We start from the raw sequence: 22315 nt of genomic DNA on the forward strand, positions 1-22315 counted from the left end.
AACAAAAACTTAAGCGTTTTAGCATATAATTATCAATTGGTACGGATATTGCTTTTCAATAAGCAAAATTAAGGAGAATTGGAATGACTGACTTGAGTAAAGTAATAGCAAACCCATTAGGAGTGGTTGACCTTTTCTCTAATATCCCAGATGGCGAAATTTTGACGAATTCTGTAGAAAAATCACAAAATGATACTCAAAATGCTTTGCTAACTATTGAGGGTAAAGATCCAAATGTTTTTATTTCTTTATTAACTCATGTCGTGACCAAGAAGGCTAATCCTCAAGAAGCAGAACAGAATTCAACTCAAATCATCGATGAAAATCAACAGCCTGACGAAGAACTCATTAATCCAACAATGGATTTAGAACCAGAAGCTTTAGAAGAAAAAAGTGAAGAGCAATCATCAAGTGAAATGGAAAACAATGTTGCTGTTTCCTGGATTAATTCTCAATATTATCAGCATGAAGTTAAAATAAAGCAGATAGATACTGAGCAAGAATATAATTCGGTTGATGTGGTAAATAGAGTAATTGTGGGACAGAATGAAGAAAAAAGTGCATTTAAGACAGCACAAATTAACGAAACTTGGGTACAAACTACTGAGGATCAAAATGTTCTAGAAAATATGTGGATCCAAGATGAACAACAGCCCGAGCCTGAAATCAGAGATAAAAATAGTTTGCTAGATGATGCAGTACTTGTGCACCATTCTGACTCACAACAAATAATAAAAAATACATTATTAAACCCTCTCGAAACAGCTAAAAACAATGAAAAACATCCCAGAAGTCAGGCATCCAACCCAATGAGCATCGAATCAAAAGAATCATTGATATCCAAGCTCAGTTATTCAGAAAATAAAGGAAGAGAAAAAGAAACAAGCCAAAATCTTTTATTTCAACACCTCCCTATTGAACTAGAGAGCCAAAAAGATAATGAATTAGCTGTTCCTTTACCTATTGCAATAAACGAAAATATTGATGGGCTAAGCCCATTACCAATAGATAATCCATTAGATAATATATTGACTCATGCGATGCATATTAATGTGCCCATGGAAAATCATGCGTCTAATTTAGGCATCGTACCCAAAACTCTGTCTATGCCCTTGGCTATACCAATGGAAATAGATAAACCTGAATGGTCAAAACAGTTTGCAGATCATATTATCTGGCTTGGTCAGCAAGAGGTGAAAAGTGCAATAATTAAAATAAATCCTGAAGATTTAGGACCATTAGAAATCAGCATTAAGGTGATAAATGATTCAGCTTCAGTAAATATAACGACCCATACACATCAAATACGAGATATCATTGATCAATCGCTGCCAAAATTACAGGCTATGATGGCAGAACAAGGTTTAAATTTATCTGAAGTGCACATTGACTCTGATGGCAGTGCTCATCAAAGCCCCCAACAAAATAGTAGTTCTCAGGAAGAAACAGCTCTTGCGATAGAAGATGAAGCAGGCATAACACCCTTAAAAAATAAGAAAATACTTAAAGGTCTGGTTGATTATTTTGCTTAATATTCTGCTTTAAATAATTAGAACTCTTGCATAATTAGGGTCTTGTACTTTTTTTCTGCACATTAGCAAAATTCACAGCTTGTGCAAGAGCTCTAATTTCTTTTATTAGCGACAAATTCTTTTACACTTAATTGCGCGACCACTCCAACGATCAATGAGACAGCTGCTGCGACAGCCATGGCCTATATATCTCCAGCCTGTCCAATAAGCATTTCTGTGGTGGCGATGGTAGTAGTAGGGAGCTGCTCCATAATAGGAACCTGAATGATATCCAATAAAATAAGCAAGCTGCAGGCCAGGAGGTGGTGATGGCTCTGAATTGGCTTTAGCAAGACTACTGTATAAAAAACCTATAAGTAATACAGAAGATAGGATAATAGTCGGGAGAATTTTATAGCTTCGAATGCTGGTTTTTTCCATGATGCAACCCCATATTATGTTGTTACATTAAGAATTATAGATTATAAATAATTTTTCTGAGCAATTTGGATAGGGTTTATGAAGGAAAAAATCATTTTAATTACCGGATGTTCCAGTGGGATTGGCTTCGATGCTGTCTTTTCTTTGAAGGAAAGAGGACATAGAGTCATTGGTTCATGTAGAAAAATAGAGGATGTCCAAAAACTATTAGATAAGGGAATAGAAGCAGTTCAACTGGATGTTTCTGATTCATCTTCCATTCAACATGCATTTGCCGAGGTATTGGCTAAAACAGAAGGGCGGTTAGATGTTTTAATTAATAATGCAGGATATGGTCAAGCAGGAGCTTTGGAAGATATCTCTCGGGATGTATTACGTGCTCAATTTGAAACTAATGTTTTTGGGTTGGTTGAGCTCACTAATCTAGTCATTCCAGTCATGCGTCAGCAAGGATATGGCCGTATTATCAATCTAAGTTCTATTCTGGGTGTTATCAGTATGCCTTTTCGGGGTGCCTATAATGCATCAAAATATGCAGTGGAGGGTATAAGTGATACGCTAAGACTTGAATTGAAATCATCAGGCATTGAGGTCATCACTATAGAACCAGGTCCTATAGAAAGTCGTTTTCGCGATAATTGTGTTGATAATTCTTTAAATAATATCGACATGCAAAGTAGCTATTTTAGCAAGCAGTATGAACGGATGCTAAAAACTTTTAAGCAGAAAAAAACTGACTCTGTTTTTACTCGAAAAACAGACGCAGTGACTCATAAATTGATTCATGCAATCGAATCTCAAAGACCTAAGGCTAAATATCCTATAACTTTTCCAGCGCATTTCATGCTCTTTTTAAAATGGATTTTAAGTACTAAAATGCTGGATAAGTTTTTTTTACTGGTTTCAAAAAAGGAGCTGTCATAATTTCCTGTATTCAGCATGAAAAACAAACTTTTTTTTTAAAAAAGAAGAAAAACCCAAATTTCTTTGCTAATATCTAAATGGGTTAAAAAATCATTAACTATCAAGGAAGTTAAATTATGAAAAAATCAACAATAGCTGTAGCTGCTTTATTAACTGTATTAGCAGCTCCTGTAGTATCTGTTGCTTATGCAGATGATGCATCTACTACTACAACAAGTACTTGCAATGGTTGTAAAGGATGTAAAGGCTGCAATGGTTGTAAAGGCTGCAAAGGCTGCAAAGGTTGTGGCGGTTGCTCTGGCAGTTAATCTGTAGCTTTGATTCTAGAAAGAGGTAGTTTTTACTACCTCTTCTTTTTTGCTTTCCTTTATGAAGTAAAGATATGACTATACATTCAGAATTTATGTTACCCCAACTGAGTAATTGGCATAAAAACATTTATTTAAATTATGCCAAACAGGTTTTGGAATCACAGCAATTAATGATGACAAAGAAGGGTAAAAGCATTCTTCATTACACTTTAAAAAAGAAACGAAATTTTGAACGAATGAGCCATTATCCTCACGGAGATCGTATTGACCATAAAACTGGCGCTCAATATTTTTATCATTGCCATCGGGAAAATTATGAAAGTACAGAGCATGGTCATTTCCATTGTTTTTTACGTTATAAGCATATACCTAAATCGATTAAACCAGCGCCTTTAGCAGATTGGGATAAATATATTGATAACCCGATGACTCATTTAATAGCTATTGGAATGAATCAACTAGGACAACCCATACGCCTATTCACGGTCAATCGCTGGGTAACTTCGGAAATTTGGTATAACGCAGAACATAGTGCCCGTTTACTTAAGCGTTATAAAATGACTTTGAATGATGATCCTTATTGGCAAGTGCTTGACCGATGGGTCGAAGGAATTATTCATTTATTTAAGCCACAGATTTTATGGTTACACCAAGAGCGTGATAAAAAAATCATACAACATCAAGCAGATAATAACGCCATTGAAAATCCCTATATGGATTATGATCTTGAAGAATTGTCAGAAATTTCAATTGATTTGAAACAGCAAATTGAATGGATTATTAGTTAGTTATAACGTGTTCTTGCTATTTTGAGGATCGGTTTTTTTAAATCGATCTCTACAAAATTATTCATCCATCAACCTCAAAATCAAAACAATTAATCTGTACTATAATTTACATGCAAATTAATAATTCTTGGAGCATTTGCATGCCTTCCCATACCAAAAATAGGACTCAAGAAGATATTGATTCCATACATCAATATTACATGGAAATTATCAATTCAATGCCCAATATTGTTTATTGGGTGGACATTGAATGCAATCTAAAAGGATGTAATAGTAACTTTATCAAATTATTAGGTGTAAATGCACTCAATGATTTAAAAGGCACTCCTTATGAGCAAATGGAACGTTTTGTTCATTGGAATAAGGAACGAATAGAAGAAATAAAATTAGATGATATGAAAGTAATCTTTTCGGGCGTTCCTCAGCATAATATAACAGAAAAACCGATTGTGGATAGCTCAGGAAAGACCTCTTACTTCCTTTCGTCTCGCGTACCCATGCACAATAGCAATAACGAAATAATTGGTTTGATCGTTATTTTAAATGATATAACCTTAAATAAGGAACTTGAAACCCATGTTGATGCTTTAGAAGAAAATAATCTAAAGATTGAGCATTCATTACGAAAAGAGGGTTATTTACCCACAGTGCTCATGGTAGAGGATAATGTTATTGCGCAAAACGTGGAGAAAGCTCTATTGACTGCATTACACTGCCAAGTCGATATAGCAGATACTGCTGATAGTGCAATAAAATTATTTCATCCAGGAAAATATGATTTAGTTCTGATGGATATCGGATTGGAAGATTCTTCAGGCTATGTTGTTGCAAAGCAGTTACGTCAAAAAGAAAAAAATACGCAATACCATGTTCCTATTATTGCCTTAACTGGTTTTGAGGCTGATGTTGTAAAATACGATTGCCAGCATTATTTTATGGAGGGTGCAATTAGTAAGCCTTTAACTTGTGAGCAAGCAGAGCAAATCATTAAACATTACGTGTATCATATGGATGTCCCAGTGCGTGGTTTGAAGACAACTTAGGATCCTGATATGATCTTTGTTTTTTAAAGAAGATTCTATGAGCAGTAATTCAACCGAACCCAGCCGTATATTATCTTTAGATGTTTTTCGGGGATTGACCATGGCATTAATGGTTTTGGTCAATAGTCTGGGAACTCGAATTTCCTACCCTATATTGATGCATGCTGAATGGAATGGTTGTACTTTAGCTGATTTAGTGTTCCCGGCATTTTTATTCATAGTAGGAATCACTACAGTCATTAGCTTGAAAAGACATGTAAAAGAAGAGAGTAAGGCATTATTATATCGAAGTATTTGTAGGCGTACTTTTCTTTTATTATTGTTTGGGATATTTCTCAATATGTTCCCAGTTCTTTTTAATTTATCAACCATGCGGGTTTATGGCATTCTACAACGTATTGCTCTATGTTATTTCATTTGTGCTCTTCTTTATCTTCATACATCCGTTAAAACACAAATTTTTATTTTTTTTGGCATTCTTATAGGCTATTGGTATCTTTTGACTCAGGTTCCAATTCCTGTCCCTGGTATTGATCAATTAAGCATGATAAGAAATTGGCCAGGTTATGTTGATCAGATGCTGTTTTCTCCTGCACATTTATTAATGAAAACATTTGATCCTGAAGGTCTATTAAGTACTATCCCAGCACTTGCTACGACTCTATTTGGGCTATTAACCGGACATTTTTTGCTGACATCAATCAGTAAGCAAAAGAAAAGTATCATCATGATTTCACTAGGGATATTATCTCTCTTATTAGCATGGATATGGAGTTATAATTTTCCAATTAATAAAAATTTATGGACAAGCACCTTTGTATTATGGAGTGGTGGTTTTTCACTTATTGTTTTTGGGTTGTGTTTTTTTATTATTGACGTGTTAGATTATACAAAATGGTCATTACCATTTAAGATTTTTGGCATGAATGCTTTATTTATTTTTATTTTTCATGCTATTTTACTGAAAATTCAATCCCTATTTGTTGTACCTATGCCTAATGGAACACAAGAAGTCTTGCGAGTTGCAATTGCAGAATATTTATTTGGAGGCTTTAGTCCACAAAATACAGGACTATTTTATTCATTACTATTCCTTTTCTTAAATTTTTTAGTGGCCGCATTTCTATACCGACGAAAAATATTTATTAAAATTTAAGCAATTAGTAATTTGTATTCAGAGGTTTCGGCCAGTCTTTGTCTGAGCATACATATTGTTCATCTTTCATGAGTTAGCTATAATAACGGGTTAGATTAAACTATCTGCAGTTAATGGAGTCGTTTTCGATGCCAATTTATGAATACCAATGTACAAGTTGTAATCATCATTTTGATTTAATGCAAAAAATCAGTGATGAGCCTGTAAAGCAGTGTCCTGTATGTTACCAAAACACTGTAATTAAGCTTATTTCTGCGGCTGGTTTTCAACTTAAAGGTAGCGGTTGGTATGTTACTGATTTTAAAGATAAAAATAGCAAGCCCCAGGAAACAGCAAAAAATGATACTCACGTTTCAACGGATAAAACAAAAGAAACTCCCTCATCAAAAACTACTAAAGATGGGGATACCAAGTGAAATCAATGTCATTAAGAAGCTACTTACTCGCTGGATTGGTAGTATGGTTACCCATACTTATAACCATGGGCGTACTACGCTTTATTATTGACTTACTCGACAATACCGTGGCTTTAATCCCTAAGGCATATCAGCCTGAACAACTCATTGGGCATTATGTTCCAGGTATAGGGGTTATCCTGTCTCTCATCATTCTACTCGTTACCGGCGTAATTGTTACCAATTATTTGGGGCAACGTTTAGTAGGGTGGGGGGAATCTGTTCTTGACAGAATTCCTCTGGTTCGCTCGATTTATAAAACAGTAAAACAAGTAATTAATGCAGTATTATCTACAAACAGTGAGGCCTTTCGTAAGGTAGTTTTAATAGAGTATCCCCGTAAAGGGCTATGGACTATTGCTTTTCAAACAGGTACAGCAAATACTGCAATTAATAATAAAACAAAAGATGAAATGATATCTGTATTTATACCTACTACTCCTAATCCAACATCAGGTTTTCTTATAATGCTGCCCAGAAATGATGTTATTGAGTTAGATATGAGTATTGATGAGGCACTAAAATTTATAATTTCTTTAGGAGTAATGCCGCCATTATCAGAGGCAGCATTAGCAAATAATCTGTAAAATTTAAATAGGCGGTTTTTATATGCGTACACACTACTGTTTGAGTGTAGATGAGTCAAGTTTAGGCAAAGAAGTTACTGTATGTGGTTGGGTACATCATCGTCGCGATCATGGTGGTGTAATATTTCTTGATATTCGTGATAGTTCAGGTCTATTGCAAGTAGTATATGAACCGGAAAATAAAATCTCTTTTGCAGATGCGGAAAAATTACGTTCTGAGTTTGTTGTTCGAATTACTGGAATTGTACGTAAAAGACCTGATGGAATGATTAATGAAACTATGGCTACAGGTACAGTTGAAGTGGTTGGTTCTAAATTAGAAATTCTTAACCAATCACCTACACCACCATTTTTGCCTGATGATTTCCAAGTTGTGAACGAAGACTTACGTTATAAATATCGTTATATCGATTTACGACGTCCTTCAATGAAGTATAAATTAGTTGTAAGACATCAGTTGAATAGCTGTATTCGAAATTATCTCAATCAGCATGACTTTCTTGATATTGAAACGCCGATGCTTACAAAAGCAACCCCAGAGGGAGCGCGTGACTATTTGGTACCTTCTAGAGTGCATCCTGGATCATTTTATGCTTTGCCTCAGTCACCACAGCTATTTAAACAATTATTAATGATTTCGGGTTTTGACAAGTATTATCAGATTGTTCGTTGTTTTCGTGATGAAGATTTACGCGCTGATAGACAGCCTGAGTTTACGCAACTCGATATTGAAATGGCTTTTATTGATGAAGAAAACATTTTAAGTCTTATTGAGGGTTTGTTAAAAATAGTCTTTAAACAAATTCTTAATGTAGATTTACCCGAAAAGTTACGTAGAATGTCTTATGCTGAAGCTATGCAGCGATTTGGTAGTGATAAACCCGATTTGCGTAATCCTTTAGAGCTGATTGATGTAGCTGACTTAGTCAAAGAATGTGATTTTAAAGTATTTTCTACTGCTGCCAATGATTCAGAATCCAGAGTGATCGCCTTGCGATTGCCTGGTGGTTGTGACCTCAGCAGAAAAGATTTGGATGATTATGGTCGTTTTGTAGGTATTTATGGTGCTAAAGGTCTTGCCTACATTAAGGTAAATAATCTTGACGAAGGAGTCGCGGGTTTACAATCACCTATTTTGAAGTTTCTCTCTACAGAAGCAGTAGAAGCAATTTTGCAGCGCACAAGCGCACAAACGGGAGATGTAATTTTCTTTGGCTCCGATAAAAATCATATCGTTAATGAATCTATGGGTGCCTTAAGAATAAAATTGGGACATGATAGAAAACTCCTTAAAGAGGGTTGGGAATTATTATGGATTGTTGATTGGCCAATGTTCGAAAGGGATTATGAGAGCAACAAATTAAATCCAATGCATCATCCCTTTACTTCGCCAAAGGATCTATCACCAGAGAATCTACGTGCTAATCCAACACTCACATTGGCGAAAGCTTATGATATAGTAATCAATGGTTATGAAATTGGTGGGGGATCCATACGTATTCACCAATCTGATTTACAGAAAGCAGTTTTTGAGTTACTTGGAATTAATGAGCAAGAAGCTCAAGAAAAGTTTGGCTTTTTGTTAGATGCCTTACAATATGGAGCACCGCCACATGGCGGTATTGCCCTGGGTATCGATCGTTTAGCCATGCTACTTACGGATTCAACGTCAATTAGAGATGTGATTGCTTTTCCTAAAACTCAAACAGCATCGTGCCTTTTAACGAGTGCGCCATCGCCTACGGGCAACGCACAATTAAATGAATTGGGAATAAGACTTGCTCCAACTACTCAGACTAAATAGCATATTAAAACCAGGTAGAAATCTTGCTAACCTCGTAAAAAAACCGACTGCTCCTGCGAAGTCAAGGATTTACTCTCCAGTTGGCACTAAGGCCAATTTGGTAAAGGATCTCTCCATTCGCAGGGGTGGTTCTTTCTTTGAGAAAATAAGCGGTGCATTGTCTGTAAATCGCAGATCTTGGATGCTTTTATTTTTTTTACTTTTTTGCTCTTCCTTGGTTACAGCCGCTCCTGTAAAAAAGCAGGTTACATTTACTGAATACTTAACTCAAGAAAAAACACATCTAACGGCCGCAATTCAGGAGGCAAAACAGCCGATACAGCTTAAAAGCGAGAAAGAGTTTCGTGCTAAAATGAAACAAGTGTCAGCGATACTTTCAATGACAAGTGTTAAAATTGTCAGTTTGGAAAACTTTCTCGAGCATCAAAATAAAGAGCAAAACAGTTTAAATCAACGTTTAAAACAGCTTCAGCAAATGCCTATCGTCAAGGAAAATACAACCATTCCTGAGCGAGTAGAAAAAGTGGAAAATTTGCTGATTATTAACAAACAAACGACTGAACTCATAATTGAAAATCTAAAGCTTGCCAAGGAATTTCAAGCCTCTCTCAATGATGAAATAAAACTCTTGGAGTTGTGGCATTCAAATTTTGTGCTGGAACAAAAACTTGTCCAGATTAAATTATTAAAAGAACAGCTCAATAAACGCTTAAATATACTTTATGAAAGCAATACTACGATTCAACAACCGCTTAAAAGGTCCAAGTCTTCAATATCCCTTACAGCAGCAGATCATGAAGCAATGCTTTTGATTAATAATCAAAATATTGCCGCAATTCAAAATCATTTAAGCGCTTTAAATATACAAAAAACTGTAGTTAAAGCAGATATTATTTATCTTAAAAATCCAGATACAAAAAACTTACAGCTTATTACAGATATTTATAAAGATGCTTTAAATCAATACGCTAAAGTTGAAAAAAATATTCGGGAAATTGAAAATTTTCTAACCAATGAAAGCAAACTTGTTGTAGCGCCAAGTTTAAAGAGATCAATAAGTTCATTACAAAAAACATTGGCACAACAACTTAAAGAAGCGGACATACAAAAACAACTTCTAGTCAAGAGCTTGTCTGACTATCAAGCCCAGCTCAAAAAGCTGATGTCCTCTCGACAAACCCTTGCTGATTACAGTATTAGCAGTTGGCCAATTATTCTCAAGAAAATAGCTGCCATTCCAGGTTTGTTCTATAAATACATAAAGACATTAAGCTTAAAGGTTTATGACAGCTATTTATGGTTAAGTCCTTTATCTATGGTCATCTTATGGGGCGGATTTGCTTTTATTGCGATTTTTTTCTTTATGATAAGTCGTATCTTAAAAATATTGCGACGGGACAAAGAGCGATCACGTTTAACAGGTTACTTATATGATGGAGCGCTTGTTTTAATACAAAGAAACTTACCTTATTTTTGTATTGCGACTATGTTATGGGCGCTGCTTTATGTAACTCATATTTCTTTTTCTAATTATCAGTTATTCTTCAAATTAATTGCAGTATGGTTTACTTTTAGAGTTTTAATCTTAATAGCACGCTTGGTGCTCCTAGAACGTATTACCGACTCATCAGGTAAGGACGTCAAACTTTATTACCGTTTAAAATGGCTATTACTATTTGGTGGCTGGACTACTGCTTTAATGACTATTGGCCATTTACTCCCTTTATCGATATTACTTCAAGATATATTTAATCGCTTATTTATGCTCTTTATTTTAACAGTCTCTTTGGTAGCATGGAAAAGTAAAGATGTTATTCCTTATCTTCTACGTCCCATGCTAAAGAGCAAAAAAGGATATGTCAAAAATGCGATTTACCTGTTGGTCATTCTAGTTCCTACAACATTGTTTACAACAGCAGTAATTGGGTTATTAGGATTTATTAGTTTAGCCTGGAGTATGAGTCAATATCAGGCTTATGTACTCCTTGTACTTGTAGGATATATTTTTGCCCGAGGTTTATTGTTCGATGCCCTGGAATTATTTTCTGAATTGATGATTTCTTCATTACGTAATGGATGGTTATGGATAGAAGTCTTTTTAAAGCCATTAGATAAGATTTTAAGAATCCTGCTAATTTTGGCAAGTATTCATGTTCTTTTCCAATTGTTTGGTTGGTATTCCGATTCATTAGTGATGATCAGTTTAGGTAAATTCGCGCAATATACAGTTGTAAATATCCCAGGTATCCATATTACTGTTACAAGTACCATAGAGTTTTTTATTTTACTTGCAGTTTTTGTTTGGGCTTCTAAATGGACGCGTGAATTTTGTTATCGTTGGGTATTTAAAAATGCTAAAGATGTAGGGATACGGAATAGTCTTTCAGTTTTTAGTCAATATTCAATTGTTCTTTTAGGCGGTTTTGTTTCTCTCCATGTACTTGGATTTGATTTTAGCGGTATGTCAATGATTATTGGAGGGCTTGCCGTCGGTATGGGATTTGGTTTACGTGATTTTGCCAGTAATGTTGTAGGAGGTCTGATGCTGCTTGTTGAAAGACCGGTACGCGAAGGTGATTTAGTGACCATTGGGGAGCATGAAGGACGCGTTGCCCATATTGGCATTCGCTCTATGAGAGTTTCTTCCTGGGATAATATGGAAGTATTAATCCCCAACGCGGAAACTTTTAACAAACCATTTACTAACTGGACGCATCAGGATGGTATTGTTAGGACAGTTGTTCCTATAAAGGTTAGCCGCTCTGATGATGCGGTTATGGTGCAGCAACTCATACAGGATGTTCTGGCTACAACTCCAGAAATCGTTGCAGATCCACCTGCTCAAGTTTTCCTTAAAAAGATTGATGAAGCGTTACTTGAGTTTGAAGCTCGATATTTCATTAACGTTCAAGTGCATACTCGTTTTGAAGTGCGGTCTAAGGTATTGTTTGCTATTATGGCTCAGTTTAAAGCAGCAAATATTAAACCTCCTATTGAACCACTTGCAATTGAAATTAAAGAGGGACAAGGTGATTTCACTGTTAAAAAACAGACCGCCACCGAAAACTGAAGCTGAATTACTCGAGCGCTGTACCAGTATTGCAGGTCTTAGTTTTGCACAATTAGGTTTGATCCTTGGGTTGCTCATTCCAGCTCATCCTAACCAACGAAAAGGATGGGTTGGTCAAGCGATCGAATTAGCCTTAGGCACTGATGCCCAGAACAAGTCATTACCTGATTTTCAGGATTTAGGTATCGAGTTAAAAACACTTCCTCTTAATAAATCAGGAAAACCCGCAGAATCAACATTTATTACTTCAATTCCGTTGCTTACAATTCATCAGCAGCAATGGAAATCATCGCAGTGTTATGCCAAATTAAAACGAATTTTATGGATTCCTATAGAAGGGGATACCGATATTCCTTATCCACAAAGAAGAGTTGGACAGGGGTTTTTATGGTCACCTGATGAGGCACAAGAATGTATATTAGAAGAAGATTGGAATTATTTATCATTTCAAATCAGTACTGGGCATCTTGAAACACTTGATGCACAATCAGGCGAGTATTTACAGGTGAGACCTAAGGCTGCAAGCGGAAAATCATTATGTTATGGTTATGATATTCATGGCAATAAAATCAAAACATTGCCTCGGGGATTCTATTTAAGAAGTAGGTTTACCGCAAAAATTTTATCGTGTTCTAAATAGCAAAGTGCACATGAAAACTTAGAAATAAGGCAAATGTGAATTGATTTTTATCAATTCTAGTTAGTCTATTATTTTAGGGAATCGTCTATTCATTTTTGCATGTGCTGTTCATTAGAAAACCCGGATTACTTTGCAGTACCCGGGAATATATGATAGTGGCAATTACTCAGATTTGGAATGTCCTAAACTTAGCACAGACGGCAACATGTCTCGTATTTGCTCGACGGGTTGTTTTACTTTTGCCATTAAAAGCTCCCTAAAATGAACATCTGTAGCAAAATAGCGAATTGCTCCTTCCACACCTTTATACACGCCTACATCAAGTTCTCGTCGTTCCACACTTGCTTTCAAATCTTGAAGACGATTGAGATCAACATCGGATTTAGGCGATGAGAAGAGAGAATAAGCATAGGAAAAACCACTCCAAATAGAGCTTTTAGTTTCTTCTACTGCAGTTATTTTTTTCCATACCAACATAAATTCAGTTGGGCATAATGGAGCCATCAATTTAATCATACGTTGGATATTAGGATTAGAGAGTATTACTGTATTATCCGTTGTCCCATCATATTCTGGTTGATTTTTTTTCAAGCACCAGTTGTAAATAACTTTCATTTCATCAAGTTGGTTATGGAAATCTGCAAGACTGAAATTTTGAAGAATATAACCAGCAGCGCCGCAATAAAGAAACATACTTAGAAAGTAATTAGCAAATTCGGGAATTGGTAAAAGAAATCCTGCAAGCCAGGTGCCACCCCAAGCTGTTAAACCAGTACTCATTCCTTGGAAAAGATACATCAGATTTGCATTGTACTCGAAATCATTAATGTATTTTTTAAGTGCAGCTTGCTGTTCCTCATCATTTAAGTTAAATGGCTTGGAAGTCAATGCTTTTAAAGCATCAGCCCGGTCTTTTTTGGCTCTTTCAACTGCGGTCATTCCATCAACAGTAAGTTTGCCCACGATACTCTCCTTGAAAAAAATTACAATAAAAACTCTATTCATCCTACCTGAAAAAACAGGATTTATGCTATTGCTTTTTTATAAAAAATATATTTACCGCAAATAATCTATACGATATTGTTTATGAATCATAAGGATCAATATATTATTGTTAACCGAGCCTGAATCATATAAGTTTTCTGCTTTTGAGTTTTGTATGCTAATAAAAAAACACATTAAAAATGAGAACAGATAATGCAGGGATCAATTTTATTTGACAAATCAACTGATTATAACTATCTTTGAATTGTGCGATGCAACATAAGGAGATGCTAATGAAAAACGAATTTTTTGAGCAAAAAATGTTTAACAATTTTGAAGCTCCAATGCAAAAATTAATGGAACTCAATGTTAAAATGATGCAAAACTTAATGAAGCCAATGGATTTATTAAGCTTAAAAAAACCAGAAGATATTTTTGAAAGGAATATGGAGTTATTTCTCCAAAATAGTAATATGACTTTAAATTACATGAGAGAAACGTTCAGTATTCTAGAGCATCATTGGTTCAATGTCCCTCGACATATGGAGCAAAATACTAAAAAAGCAATAAATGAAACTTCATCTGCTATGAAAAAAAGTATAAAAAAGGCAACTACTGCCGCGAAGACTGCTGCTAAAAAAGCTGCTTCCTCTGCTAAAAAAGCGTCACCTGTTGCAAAAAAAGCATCATCTGCTGCTAAGAAAGCGTCATCACCTGTAAAAAAAGCAAGCGTCAAAAAGAATGCTAAAGCAGCTGCACCAAACAAAGCATCTGCTGCTTCAAAGGGAAAACCAGAGGTTAAAAGTGCTTCAGCAAAACCAACTATGATGCATGCTAAAGCGCCTACAAATCAGAATGCACCAAAACCCAGTATGACTGCTGATAGCGGCATGCCAAAAGCAGGTAGCATGCCTGAAAAAAGCGGTGCTATTAAAGACCTTGGCATTCAAAATATGAGTAAAAATAATCCGATGTCAAACGAATTCCGCAAATAGCAATTGAATTTTTTAAAGCCTCCCTCATGGAGGCTTTAAAATTATAAACAATGAATATTTGATTCATTGTTTTAATGGTTATTTTTCTAATATCCCTTGTGTTTGAATCTCATCTTTAAAATATTTAATAAAAAATGTTTTTGTAAGTTTGGGATTTTTAACATTTTCCCTGATAAATTCTATTTCAAAACCGCATTTTTTATAAAAACCAGGGGCTTGGAATGCACTGGTTACCAAATTTATATTGTTAAAACCCTTTCCTTGAAATTGCTCTTCAAGTGTTTGCAGCAGCATCCTTCCATAGCCTTTATGGCGATGTTGTTGATGCACCCACATGTCATCGATATAAATTTCGGCGAATGCAGTAAAGGCATTCAGAACACCACATACCTCTTGATTTTCCCCCCTTAAAACAAGACAGAACGGTTTATAATTCACATCGATTCCATGAGCAGTCTCATATGCCACAAGATCTTCTCTCATTATTTTTTCTACATCATGAGGTAGAGAATCATAAAACTCGATGATGGTATTTCGATTCTTTTGCATAGTTAATTCATTATTTATGATAAGATGTTAGGATTAAAATCAGGTAGCATAGAGTGCAGTTCTTTTGCCAGGGAGTATAGCAGCAAGTCATTTCCTTGAGCAGCCCCTAATTGTATTGATACTGGAAGTTGATTATGCATCATAACAGGAAGAGTCATTGCGGGTAGGCCAGCTTGATTAAATAGTGAAGTAAATGGAGAAAACGCTACATTTTTCTGCAAATAACTCTCAAATTCATCATCAGTTCTTAATTCATTTATAAATAAAGGAAGTTGAGCTAAAGCTGGAGTTAATATTACATCATTTTGATTTAGCAAGCGATGTAATGGTTGTGTCAGTTGATATAAGTTGTTTTTTGCAATGAGGTATTCATAAGAAGAGATAGTGTGTCCACGTTGATAAAATTCCCAGGTAACTGGTTCGAGCTCATCGCGTGTTGCTTTTCTTCCTAATTGAGTTTCTTGGAGTTTAATCGCTGTATATGTATTTGCTGCGATAAGAGTAATTACACAATCGCCAATCGCATTAAGATCCAGCGCTAAATATTTCTTCTCAATTGTATGGCCTACTTTTTTTAATAATTTTTCAACTTTGTTTACTGCTTCAAGGCAAGGCATTGCAACAGGTACCGATGCAAAAACTCCTTCTAAGCAAAGAATATTTAATGGCTTTTTATCAATGGGAAGAGGGCGCACACGGAATTGATCTGCTAATTGATTAAATAATACTTCTGAATCTCTAAGAGAACGTGTTAAGACAAAATTTACTGCTAAACCAGACCATAATTCATTGGTCAAAGGACCTGTTGGTGTTAAGCCTGAGGTCGGTTTAAATCCAAACAAGCCGCAACACGCAGCAGGGATTCTAATGGAACCACCTCCATCGCTTGCTGTGGCAATAGGAGTAATTCCTGCAGCAACTGCAGCTGCTGAACCACCTGAAGAGCCACCAGAGGTTCTATTGGGATCATAAGGATTACGGCAGGGACCAAATAAAACTGATTCAGTAACGTAAGAAAGACCCAGTTCTGGCGTATTTGTTTTCGCAATAGGTACAAAACCTAATGAAATCATTTTACTCACAAAATCACTGGTAAATGGAGCAACATTAGCAGCAAAAAGGCGTGATCCTTCAGTACTGCGGATTCCTGTAATGGAATGCCCTAAGTCCTTAATTAATAAAGGAACGCCATAATAGGGTTCGTTACCGCTAAGTTTTGCCAGACATTTTTTTGCGAAATCAGAACAATCAGTAACAATTGCATTGAGAGAGGGGTTGACTTCATATATTCGTGACAGAGCACAATTAATGGCTTCATCAGGGCTAATTACCCCTGTTTTGATTCTTTTTGCCAGTTCAGTCACATCACACTGAAGATATTCTTTTAATAACATGAAGTACCTGCTGTATTGAAAATCCAGGAACAATAAAAATTGCTCCTGGATTGAAATCATTATTCTTCATGACATTTTTTAAATTTTTCTGCCATTTTTTCTTCCATTTTTTTCATTTTATTTTGTAATTCTGTTTTTTGTTCTGGTTTAAGGACTGCATAAATTTGATTTTTTGCTGTTATCTTAGCTTTAATCATATCCCCAATCAGTTTTGTTTTTTTATCAACTAAACTGTCAACTGTTGATTGATCCATGGATGCTGATTCAGCTTGCTGATTGATTTGTTTACTTAAATCCCTCATTTGTTCTGCACTATTTTTCATTGTTGTTTTAAGTTGTTCTAAGATGGGTTTTATTTTAGATTTTTGGTTTTCATCAAGCTTTAACGACTCAACCATGCTTTTCAGTCCTTCCCTACATTCTCCAGAATGCGCTAAAACTACTGGACTGAGTGCTAATGTAACTGCAAATGCAGCAGCCTGTACCATTTTTTTATACATGATATTTCCTTCCATAGTTAGTGTTAAAATCATAATTTAGTATAGATGTTTTATATGATTTTTGTGAAAAATATTTTTAAAACAAATTAAATAATTCTTGAAAGGACTCATAAGTTTTAGTGTAAAACATATTTTTATATGTACACGGCAAGTTGACAGGGATTAGCAGGTATTCACTACTCCTTTATTTTTCGAATAAGTCCATTTCCTTTAGAATAGTTGCGATAACAATGAAATAAAATAAGGACATTAAAATTGCATAAAGCACCAAAAAATTTTTTCATATACATTTTTTTTATAATATTGGTTATTTTTTCTCAAAGTTCATTTTCCAGCCACATAGATCCTGTTAATTTGCAGGTTACCCAATATATTGATAAAAGCTGGGATCGATTGACCCGTGACAACTGGATTCAATCCAAAGTTGATCCAAAATTATTAGCTGATGAATTTATTGTATATCTCCCTGAATCAGAACGAATTGAAAAAATTAAAGAAAACAATATAAAACTAGCCAACAAAGTTCACTTTGAATATTTACCCCCAAATTATACTCACATTAAAAAGCATGGATTACTTTATTTGCCTTATCCCTATGTAGTACCTGGCGGACGATTTAATGAGATGTATGCCTGGGATAGCTTTTTTATTGAATTAGGTTTACTCGAAAGTAATCGGTTAAATCTTGCAAAAAATATGGTAGATAACTTAATTTATGAGGTTATTCATTACGGGATCGTTTTAAATGCCAATCGCACTTATTATCTAGGACGAACACAACCTCCCGTTTTAACTGAGATGATACTCGCCTATTACAACAAAGATCCTGATAAACTTTGGCTAAAATCCACTTTACCAGCTATTGAAAAATTATATCACCATTGGACATCACCACCTCGTGCAATTCCTCATATTGGTTTATCACGATATTATTCTGGTGGAGTAGGGCAAACCCCCGAGGAATCACCTGTCTATTATGCAAAAGTGATAAACTATTTTAGAACGCATGATATAAGTGATTATAATAAAGCGCTTTTCTATGACCAACAAAACAATAAATTAACACCTCTTTTTTATATTGCGGATCGTACGATTCGGGAATCAGGTTTTGATATTACAGCCAAATATGGTCCATTTGGCGCCGGGATATTGGACTTTGCACCTGTGGATTTAAATGTTTTGCTCTATCAAATGGAACGTGATACACAAGAAATTTATAAAATCCTGGGTAATGATAACGAAGCCATGAAATGGCGAACTCGAGCTGAAAAACGTGCTAAATATATAAATCAATATTTATGGGATGAATCAACTGGTTATTATTTAGATTACGACTTCAAAAAGAAAAGACGAAAATATTATCCCTTTGCCACTACTTTTTATCCTTTGTGGGCCGGAATTGCCTCTAAGGAACAAGCTGCTGCTGTAGTGAAACATATACCGGATTTATTAATGAAAGGTGGCATTGTTACAAGCATTAATAATTCCGGCTTGCAATGGGATGCTCCTTTTGGTTGGGCTCCATTGCAGTATTTTGCAGTTTTTGGGCTTGAGCGCTATGGCTATAAAAGATTTGCAATGGAAATAGCTACTAAATTTATTAATACAGTGAATAGAGGATTTCAAAGAAATCACGCCATTTTTGAAAAATATGATGTGAATACAATAAGCACTCGCACCGATAATAAAATTAAATACAGTTATGCCACGAATGAAATTGGATTTGGTTGGACCAATGGTGTTTATTTAATTTTTACCAAATTTATTGAGCACCATGATAATGAATGCAATTCGATTGAATGTCATGCATAAAGCACAGTAAGCAGGGCTTAAATATCGTTCACTAAACACTTTAATAAGTGAACGATATTCATTTATAAGTTATCTACGCTTCTACAACACCTAAATTTGCATTCTCTACCGTGTATGAATGTGCACCAGTTCCAGCAAACCTACCTTTATCAACAATAAGATATACATCACGAATAGGGCGTTCTTCCAACCAACACTCCAAAATTTCACGCGTCCCCGCAGCATACCGCGCTTGTGCGGATAGAGAGCTTCCAGAAACATGCGGGGTCATCCCATGATGAGGCATTGTTCGCCATGGATGGTCTTGAGGTGCGGGTTGTGGAAACCAAACATCCCCTGCATAACCAGCAAGTTGACCATTTTCACATGCTTTCACCACTGCCTCACGATTACATATTTTCCCTCGAGCAGTATTGATTAAATAAGATCCGCGTTTCATTTTATTAATCAAGTGCTCGTCAAATAAGTTTTCAGTTTCTGGTGTTAAAGGGCAGTTAATGGTCACTACGTCACATGCTTGCACCAAAGATTCAACATGATTATGGAAAATAAGCCCTAACTCTTTTTCGGTTTTTTCCGGTAATCGATGACGATCTGTATAATGCAACTTAACATCAAAAGGTTTTAAACGCTTCATAACGGCTAAGCCAATACGCCCACACGCGACAGAGCCTACTGTCATTCCTTCCAGATCGTAGGAGCGCACAACGCAGTCGGCAATATTCCATCCCTTTTGAATAACCCATTGATTAGAAGGCAAATAATTACGTACCAAAGAGAGGATCATCATGACCACATGTTCAGCGACACTGATACTGTTTGAATAGGTTACTTCAGCCACGGTAATGTTATTTTCTTTTGCTGCTTGCAAGTCCACATGATCAGAACCAATACCTGCCGTAATTACCAATTTCAATTTTTTTGCTTTGGCGATTCGTTCAGACGTTAAATACGCCGGCCAAAAAGGTTGAGAAATAACAACATCAGCATCAGGTAGTTCTTTTTCAAAAACTGAATTTGGACCTTCTTTATCTGAAGTGACCACAAATTGGTGGCCCTGGTCTTCAAGAAAGTGACGTAAACCTAACTCACCAGATACAGAACCAAGTAAAGTACCTGGTTTAAAATCAAGATGTTTTGGTGTGGGGGTATTTTGCCCATCAGGGTAGTGTTCTATTTTTGGCAGTGTGTCCCGTGCATAGTGTTTGGGATATCCCTTAATTGGATCTTCATAAAGAACACAAAGAATTTTAGCCATACATTTTTCCTTAAATAAAATGGTTAAATTGAGTTTCAATGTTCGCTTATAAACGATATAAATGAATAGAAACGTTTAATTTAGCATTGTAGGTCCTAATCAATACTAAAATGATCGGTTTAAGATAATGAATTTATTCTGTTAACTTGTAAACTATTATCGCTAAATAAATTTTTTGATCCATACTCTTATGGATGTACCATAAAAAAAGCTCATGATGGTATGAACATCACGAGCTTCGCATAACAACAGTTAACTAGGGAGCATACCCTTCTCCACGTTTTAGATCGGGCTGCTCACCTATTACTTCTAACCCTGGATATTCCTTTTTTAACACCGCAATTGCGTCTTGAGCAAACTCTGGGGTAATGGTTATTTTTAACCTCTCTGAATGTAAACGACCAATTGATTCTACAAAAAATTGCTTACCATTTTCAAAAGTATGTTGCTTTTTGCTTTGATCGTTGCAAATGGCTAAAAGTGCATGATATCCAAAAATCATATCTCCATTTTTCTCTAATGTTCCATCGGTCATCACTAAAGAACCGTTACCTTGCATTTGAACTGTGGTTTTATATTTCATGTCTTCCTCGTTTTATGAACTACCTGCATATTATTTTAGCACTAATTGATAAAAAATTTGGCTTTTTAGGCAAAAAATTGACCATAGACAAAAAATAGATTTAACATTTTGATTTTTATTAAAAAATTTATTGAATAAAGTAAATTTTACTGAACTTGATTTCGGATGCGAATGGATAATAGTCAAGTAAAGCAGGGTGAGATACAATCATTTTATTGATTTAAATAAAGATTCTAAGAGTGAATATAAAAATATGGTTTATGCTAATAGTCTAAGAAAAGGGTGTTCAGGTCTTCGCTTATGAGTGAACTCGTACACGCTAATATCAAGATCGAATTTGCAAATACTTTACGAGGTCTTGCAGCATTATTTGTTGTACTTTCTCATTATTTAAGTACTTTTTGGTATAAGAGGGACTCTGTTGCTCATCTGATTCATGCACCACTACTATCTCCTGAATCACATGCAACACCGATTTATGTGGTATGGTTGAACTTGTTTCCGCTATTTGATTGGGGGGCTTATGGAGTAGGTTTGTTTTTTATTCTCAGTGGTTTTGTTATTCCTTTTTCACTCTCAAGAACAAATATCATAGGATTTTGTGTCAATCGTCTTTTTCGCATTATTCCGACCTACATCATAGGATTTAGTATCACTTTAATAGCTCTTTTTGTATGCGGAAAATATTTTTTATCAGTTTGGCCTTATTCCTTTCAGGAAGTCTTCATTCACTATATTCCAGGAGTTCGAGATATTCTTGAGTCAAGAAATATAGATGTAATTATCTGGACTCTTGAAGTAGAAATGAAATTTTATCTTATTGTAGCGTTATCAATTGTTTGGTTTCGTGATGATTCGCTTAAGGTTTTTTTAATTCCTGCGGTTTTATTTCTAGTGACCTGTTATATGGCGCACATGCTCCCTGAGTGGGCAATAAAAAATTTATCTGCTTTTATCTGGGCAGAAATTTATATGATGTCATCACCTTATATTATTTATATGTTTATTGGCGTAGTATTCCACTATTTATACTGCCATAAAATTGCATCCGATAGAGGATATTTTTTAATAGGTATTTTATTTGGCATGTTTTGTATCGCATGGTGGACTGGGCCATATTCAGAAAATTTAATATTGGCTTGGAGTTATGCTTTTGCTTTGCTGACTTTTATGTTTGCCTACACATTCCCTCATTTTTTTAGGGCAAATCCCATAGTTAATTTTTTAGCTGATATTAGTTATCCTTTGTATATCGTGCATAGTATTGCAGGTTATGTTGCTCTTCGAGTGATGCTCGATATGAATTTTAAAATTTGGACTGCACTTGCTTTAGTTTTTAGTGGCGCTCTATTATTGTCTTGGTTTCTGCATGTATTTATTGAGCGGCCTACACAGAAACTAGGAAGAAAATGGACCACAAAACGAAATACCCTTACTTTAAGGATGCCAGCCTTGCCAGAAACAGCAATAAAGTTATTGCGATTAAAACAACCACGAGAATTAACCTAGG

At 35.4% G+C, this 22315-nt stretch carries 21 protein-coding genes; 14 read left to right on the forward strand and 7 right to left on the reverse strand.

The window, feature by feature from the left end; genetic code table 11:
* Positions 1-83: 83 nt before the first annotated feature.
* Positions 84-1532 carry a flagellar hook-length control protein FliK gene (locus A8O27_RS08675; protein WP_058459866.1) on the forward strand — a complete coding sequence of 483 codons (1449 nt, stop codon included), beginning with the start codon at positions 84-86 and terminating at the stop codon, positions 1530-1532.
* A 105-nt stretch (positions 1533-1637) separates the two neighbouring features.
* Here A8O27_RS08675 and A8O27_RS08680 read toward each other — a convergent pair whose 3' ends face one another.
* Positions 1638-1952 (reverse strand): hypothetical protein, encoded by a 315-nt coding sequence (locus tag A8O27_RS08680; protein ID WP_058459867.1) that lies wholly within the window; start codon positions 1950-1952, stop codon positions 1638-1640.
* Between the two features lie 78 nt (positions 1953-2030).
* Between A8O27_RS08680 and A8O27_RS08685 the strand changes: the two genes are divergently transcribed.
* From A8O27_RS08685 to mutH, 10 genes are all read left to right on the forward strand, one after another.
* Positions 2031-2876 (forward strand): SDR family NAD(P)-dependent oxidoreductase, encoded by an 846-nt coding sequence (locus A8O27_RS08685; RefSeq protein WP_058459868.1) that lies wholly within the window; start codon positions 2031-2033, stop codon positions 2874-2876.
* Between the two features lie 116 nt (positions 2877-2992).
* On the forward strand, positions 2993-3184 hold the full coding sequence (locus A8O27_RS08690) for a hypothetical protein (protein WP_058459869.1): 192 nt from the start codon (positions 2993-2995) through the stop codon (positions 3182-3184).
* A 74-nt stretch (positions 3185-3258) separates the two neighbouring features.
* A complete protein-coding gene (locus A8O27_RS08695; RefSeq protein WP_058459870.1) occupies positions 3259-3975 on the forward strand; it encodes a DUF6969 family protein in 717 nt (238 codons plus the stop codon).
* Between the two features lie 140 nt (positions 3976-4115).
* Positions 4116-5018 (forward strand): response regulator, encoded by a 903-nt coding sequence (locus A8O27_RS08700; protein WP_058459871.1) that lies wholly within the window; start codon positions 4116-4118, stop codon positions 5016-5018.
* A 37-nt stretch (positions 5019-5055) separates the two neighbouring features.
* Positions 5056-6174 (forward strand): acyltransferase family protein, encoded by a 1119-nt coding sequence (locus tag A8O27_RS08705; RefSeq protein WP_058459872.1) that lies wholly within the window; start codon positions 5056-5058, stop codon positions 6172-6174.
* A 128-nt stretch (positions 6175-6302) separates the two neighbouring features.
* The gene (locus tag A8O27_RS08710) at positions 6303-6590 is read left to right on the forward strand and encodes an FmdB family zinc ribbon protein (RefSeq protein WP_058459873.1); all 288 of its coding nucleotides are present in this window, start codon (positions 6303-6305) and stop codon (positions 6588-6590) included.
* The gene (locus tag A8O27_RS08715; protein WP_082642455.1) at positions 6587-7216 is read left to right on the forward strand and encodes a DUF502 domain-containing protein; all 630 of its coding nucleotides are present in this window, start codon (positions 6587-6589) and stop codon (positions 7214-7216) included. Before A8O27_RS08710 ends, A8O27_RS08715 begins: the two co-directional genes overlap by 4 nt.
* 22 nt (positions 7217-7238) lie before the next feature.
* Positions 7239-9020, forward strand: a complete 1782-nt coding sequence (gene aspS / locus A8O27_RS08720) for an aspartate--tRNA ligase (RefSeq protein ID WP_058459874.1) — start codon at positions 7239-7241, stop codon at positions 9018-9020.
* Positions 9021-9201: 181 nt separating this feature from the next.
* Complete coding sequence (locus tag A8O27_RS08725) at positions 9202-12090, forward strand: mechanosensitive ion channel domain-containing protein (RefSeq protein WP_235810534.1); 2889 nt, start codon at positions 9202-9204, stop codon at positions 12088-12090.
* On the forward strand, positions 12050-12730 hold the full coding sequence (gene mutH, locus A8O27_RS08730) for a DNA mismatch repair endonuclease MutH (RefSeq protein ID WP_058459876.1): 681 nt from the start codon (positions 12050-12052) through the stop codon (positions 12728-12730). The genes A8O27_RS08725 and mutH overlap by 41 nt, the downstream gene beginning before the upstream one ends.
* A gap of 162 nt (positions 12731-12892) precedes the next feature.
* Here the strand turns inward: mutH and A8O27_RS08735 are convergent, their stop codons facing one another.
* Positions 12893-13693 carry a hypothetical protein gene (locus A8O27_RS08735; protein WP_058459877.1) on the reverse strand — a complete coding sequence of 267 codons (801 nt, stop codon included), beginning with the start codon at positions 13691-13693 and terminating at the stop codon, positions 12893-12895.
* A 314-nt stretch (positions 13694-14007) separates the two neighbouring features.
* On the opposite strand from A8O27_RS08735, the gene A8O27_RS08740 reads away from it, so the two are divergent.
* A complete protein-coding gene (locus A8O27_RS08740) occupies positions 14008-14709 on the forward strand; it encodes a hypothetical protein (RefSeq protein WP_058459878.1) in 702 nt (233 codons plus the stop codon).
* Between the two features lie 78 nt (positions 14710-14787).
* Here the strand turns inward: A8O27_RS08740 and A8O27_RS08745 are convergent, their stop codons facing one another.
* Genes A8O27_RS08745 through A8O27_RS08755 form a run of 3 tightly spaced genes read right to left on the reverse strand, consistent with a single transcriptional unit; the run spans position 14788 to position 17152 of the window.
* Positions 14788-15258 carry a GNAT family N-acetyltransferase gene (locus A8O27_RS08745; protein ID WP_058459879.1) on the reverse strand — a complete coding sequence of 157 codons (471 nt, stop codon included), beginning with the start codon at positions 15256-15258 and terminating at the stop codon, positions 14788-14790.
* Between the two features lie 14 nt (positions 15259-15272).
* Positions 15273-16652, reverse strand: coding sequence for an amidase (locus A8O27_RS08750; protein WP_058459996.1), 1380 nt, complete (start codon positions 16650-16652; stop codon positions 15273-15275).
* 59 nt (positions 16653-16711) lie between these two features.
* Positions 16712-17152 carry a Spy/CpxP family protein refolding chaperone gene (locus A8O27_RS08755; protein ID WP_058459880.1) on the reverse strand — a complete coding sequence of 147 codons (441 nt, stop codon included), beginning with the start codon at positions 17150-17152 and terminating at the stop codon, positions 16712-16714.
* Positions 17153-17407: 255 nt separating this feature from the next.
* Between A8O27_RS08755 and A8O27_RS08760 the strand changes: the two genes are divergently transcribed.
* Positions 17408-18964, forward strand: coding sequence for a trehalase family glycosidase (locus A8O27_RS08760; protein WP_058459881.1), 1557 nt, complete (start codon positions 17408-17410; stop codon positions 18962-18964).
* Positions 18965-19037: 73 nt separating this feature from the next.
* Here the strand turns inward: A8O27_RS08760 and A8O27_RS08765 are convergent, their stop codons facing one another.
* The gene (locus A8O27_RS08765; RefSeq protein ID WP_058459882.1) at positions 19038-20222 is read right to left on the reverse strand and encodes an NAD-dependent formate dehydrogenase; all 1185 of its coding nucleotides are present in this window, start codon (positions 20220-20222) and stop codon (positions 19038-19040) included.
* A 256-nt stretch (positions 20223-20478) separates the two neighbouring features.
* Positions 20479-20805, reverse strand: coding sequence for a hypothetical protein (locus A8O27_RS08770; RefSeq protein ID WP_058459883.1), 327 nt, complete (start codon positions 20803-20805; stop codon positions 20479-20481).
* A gap of 300 nt (positions 20806-21105) precedes the next feature.
* Between A8O27_RS08770 and A8O27_RS08775 the strand changes: the two genes are divergently transcribed.
* Positions 21106-22314 carry an acyltransferase family protein gene (locus A8O27_RS08775; protein WP_064115080.1) on the forward strand — a complete coding sequence of 403 codons (1209 nt, stop codon included), beginning with the start codon at positions 21106-21108 and terminating at the stop codon, positions 22312-22314.
* Position 22315: the final 1 nt, after the last annotated feature.

This window comes from Legionella bozemanae, assembly GCF_001648595.1.
GTDB classification, from domain to species: Bacteria; Pseudomonadota; Gammaproteobacteria; order Legionellales; family Legionellaceae; genus Legionella; species Legionella bozemanae.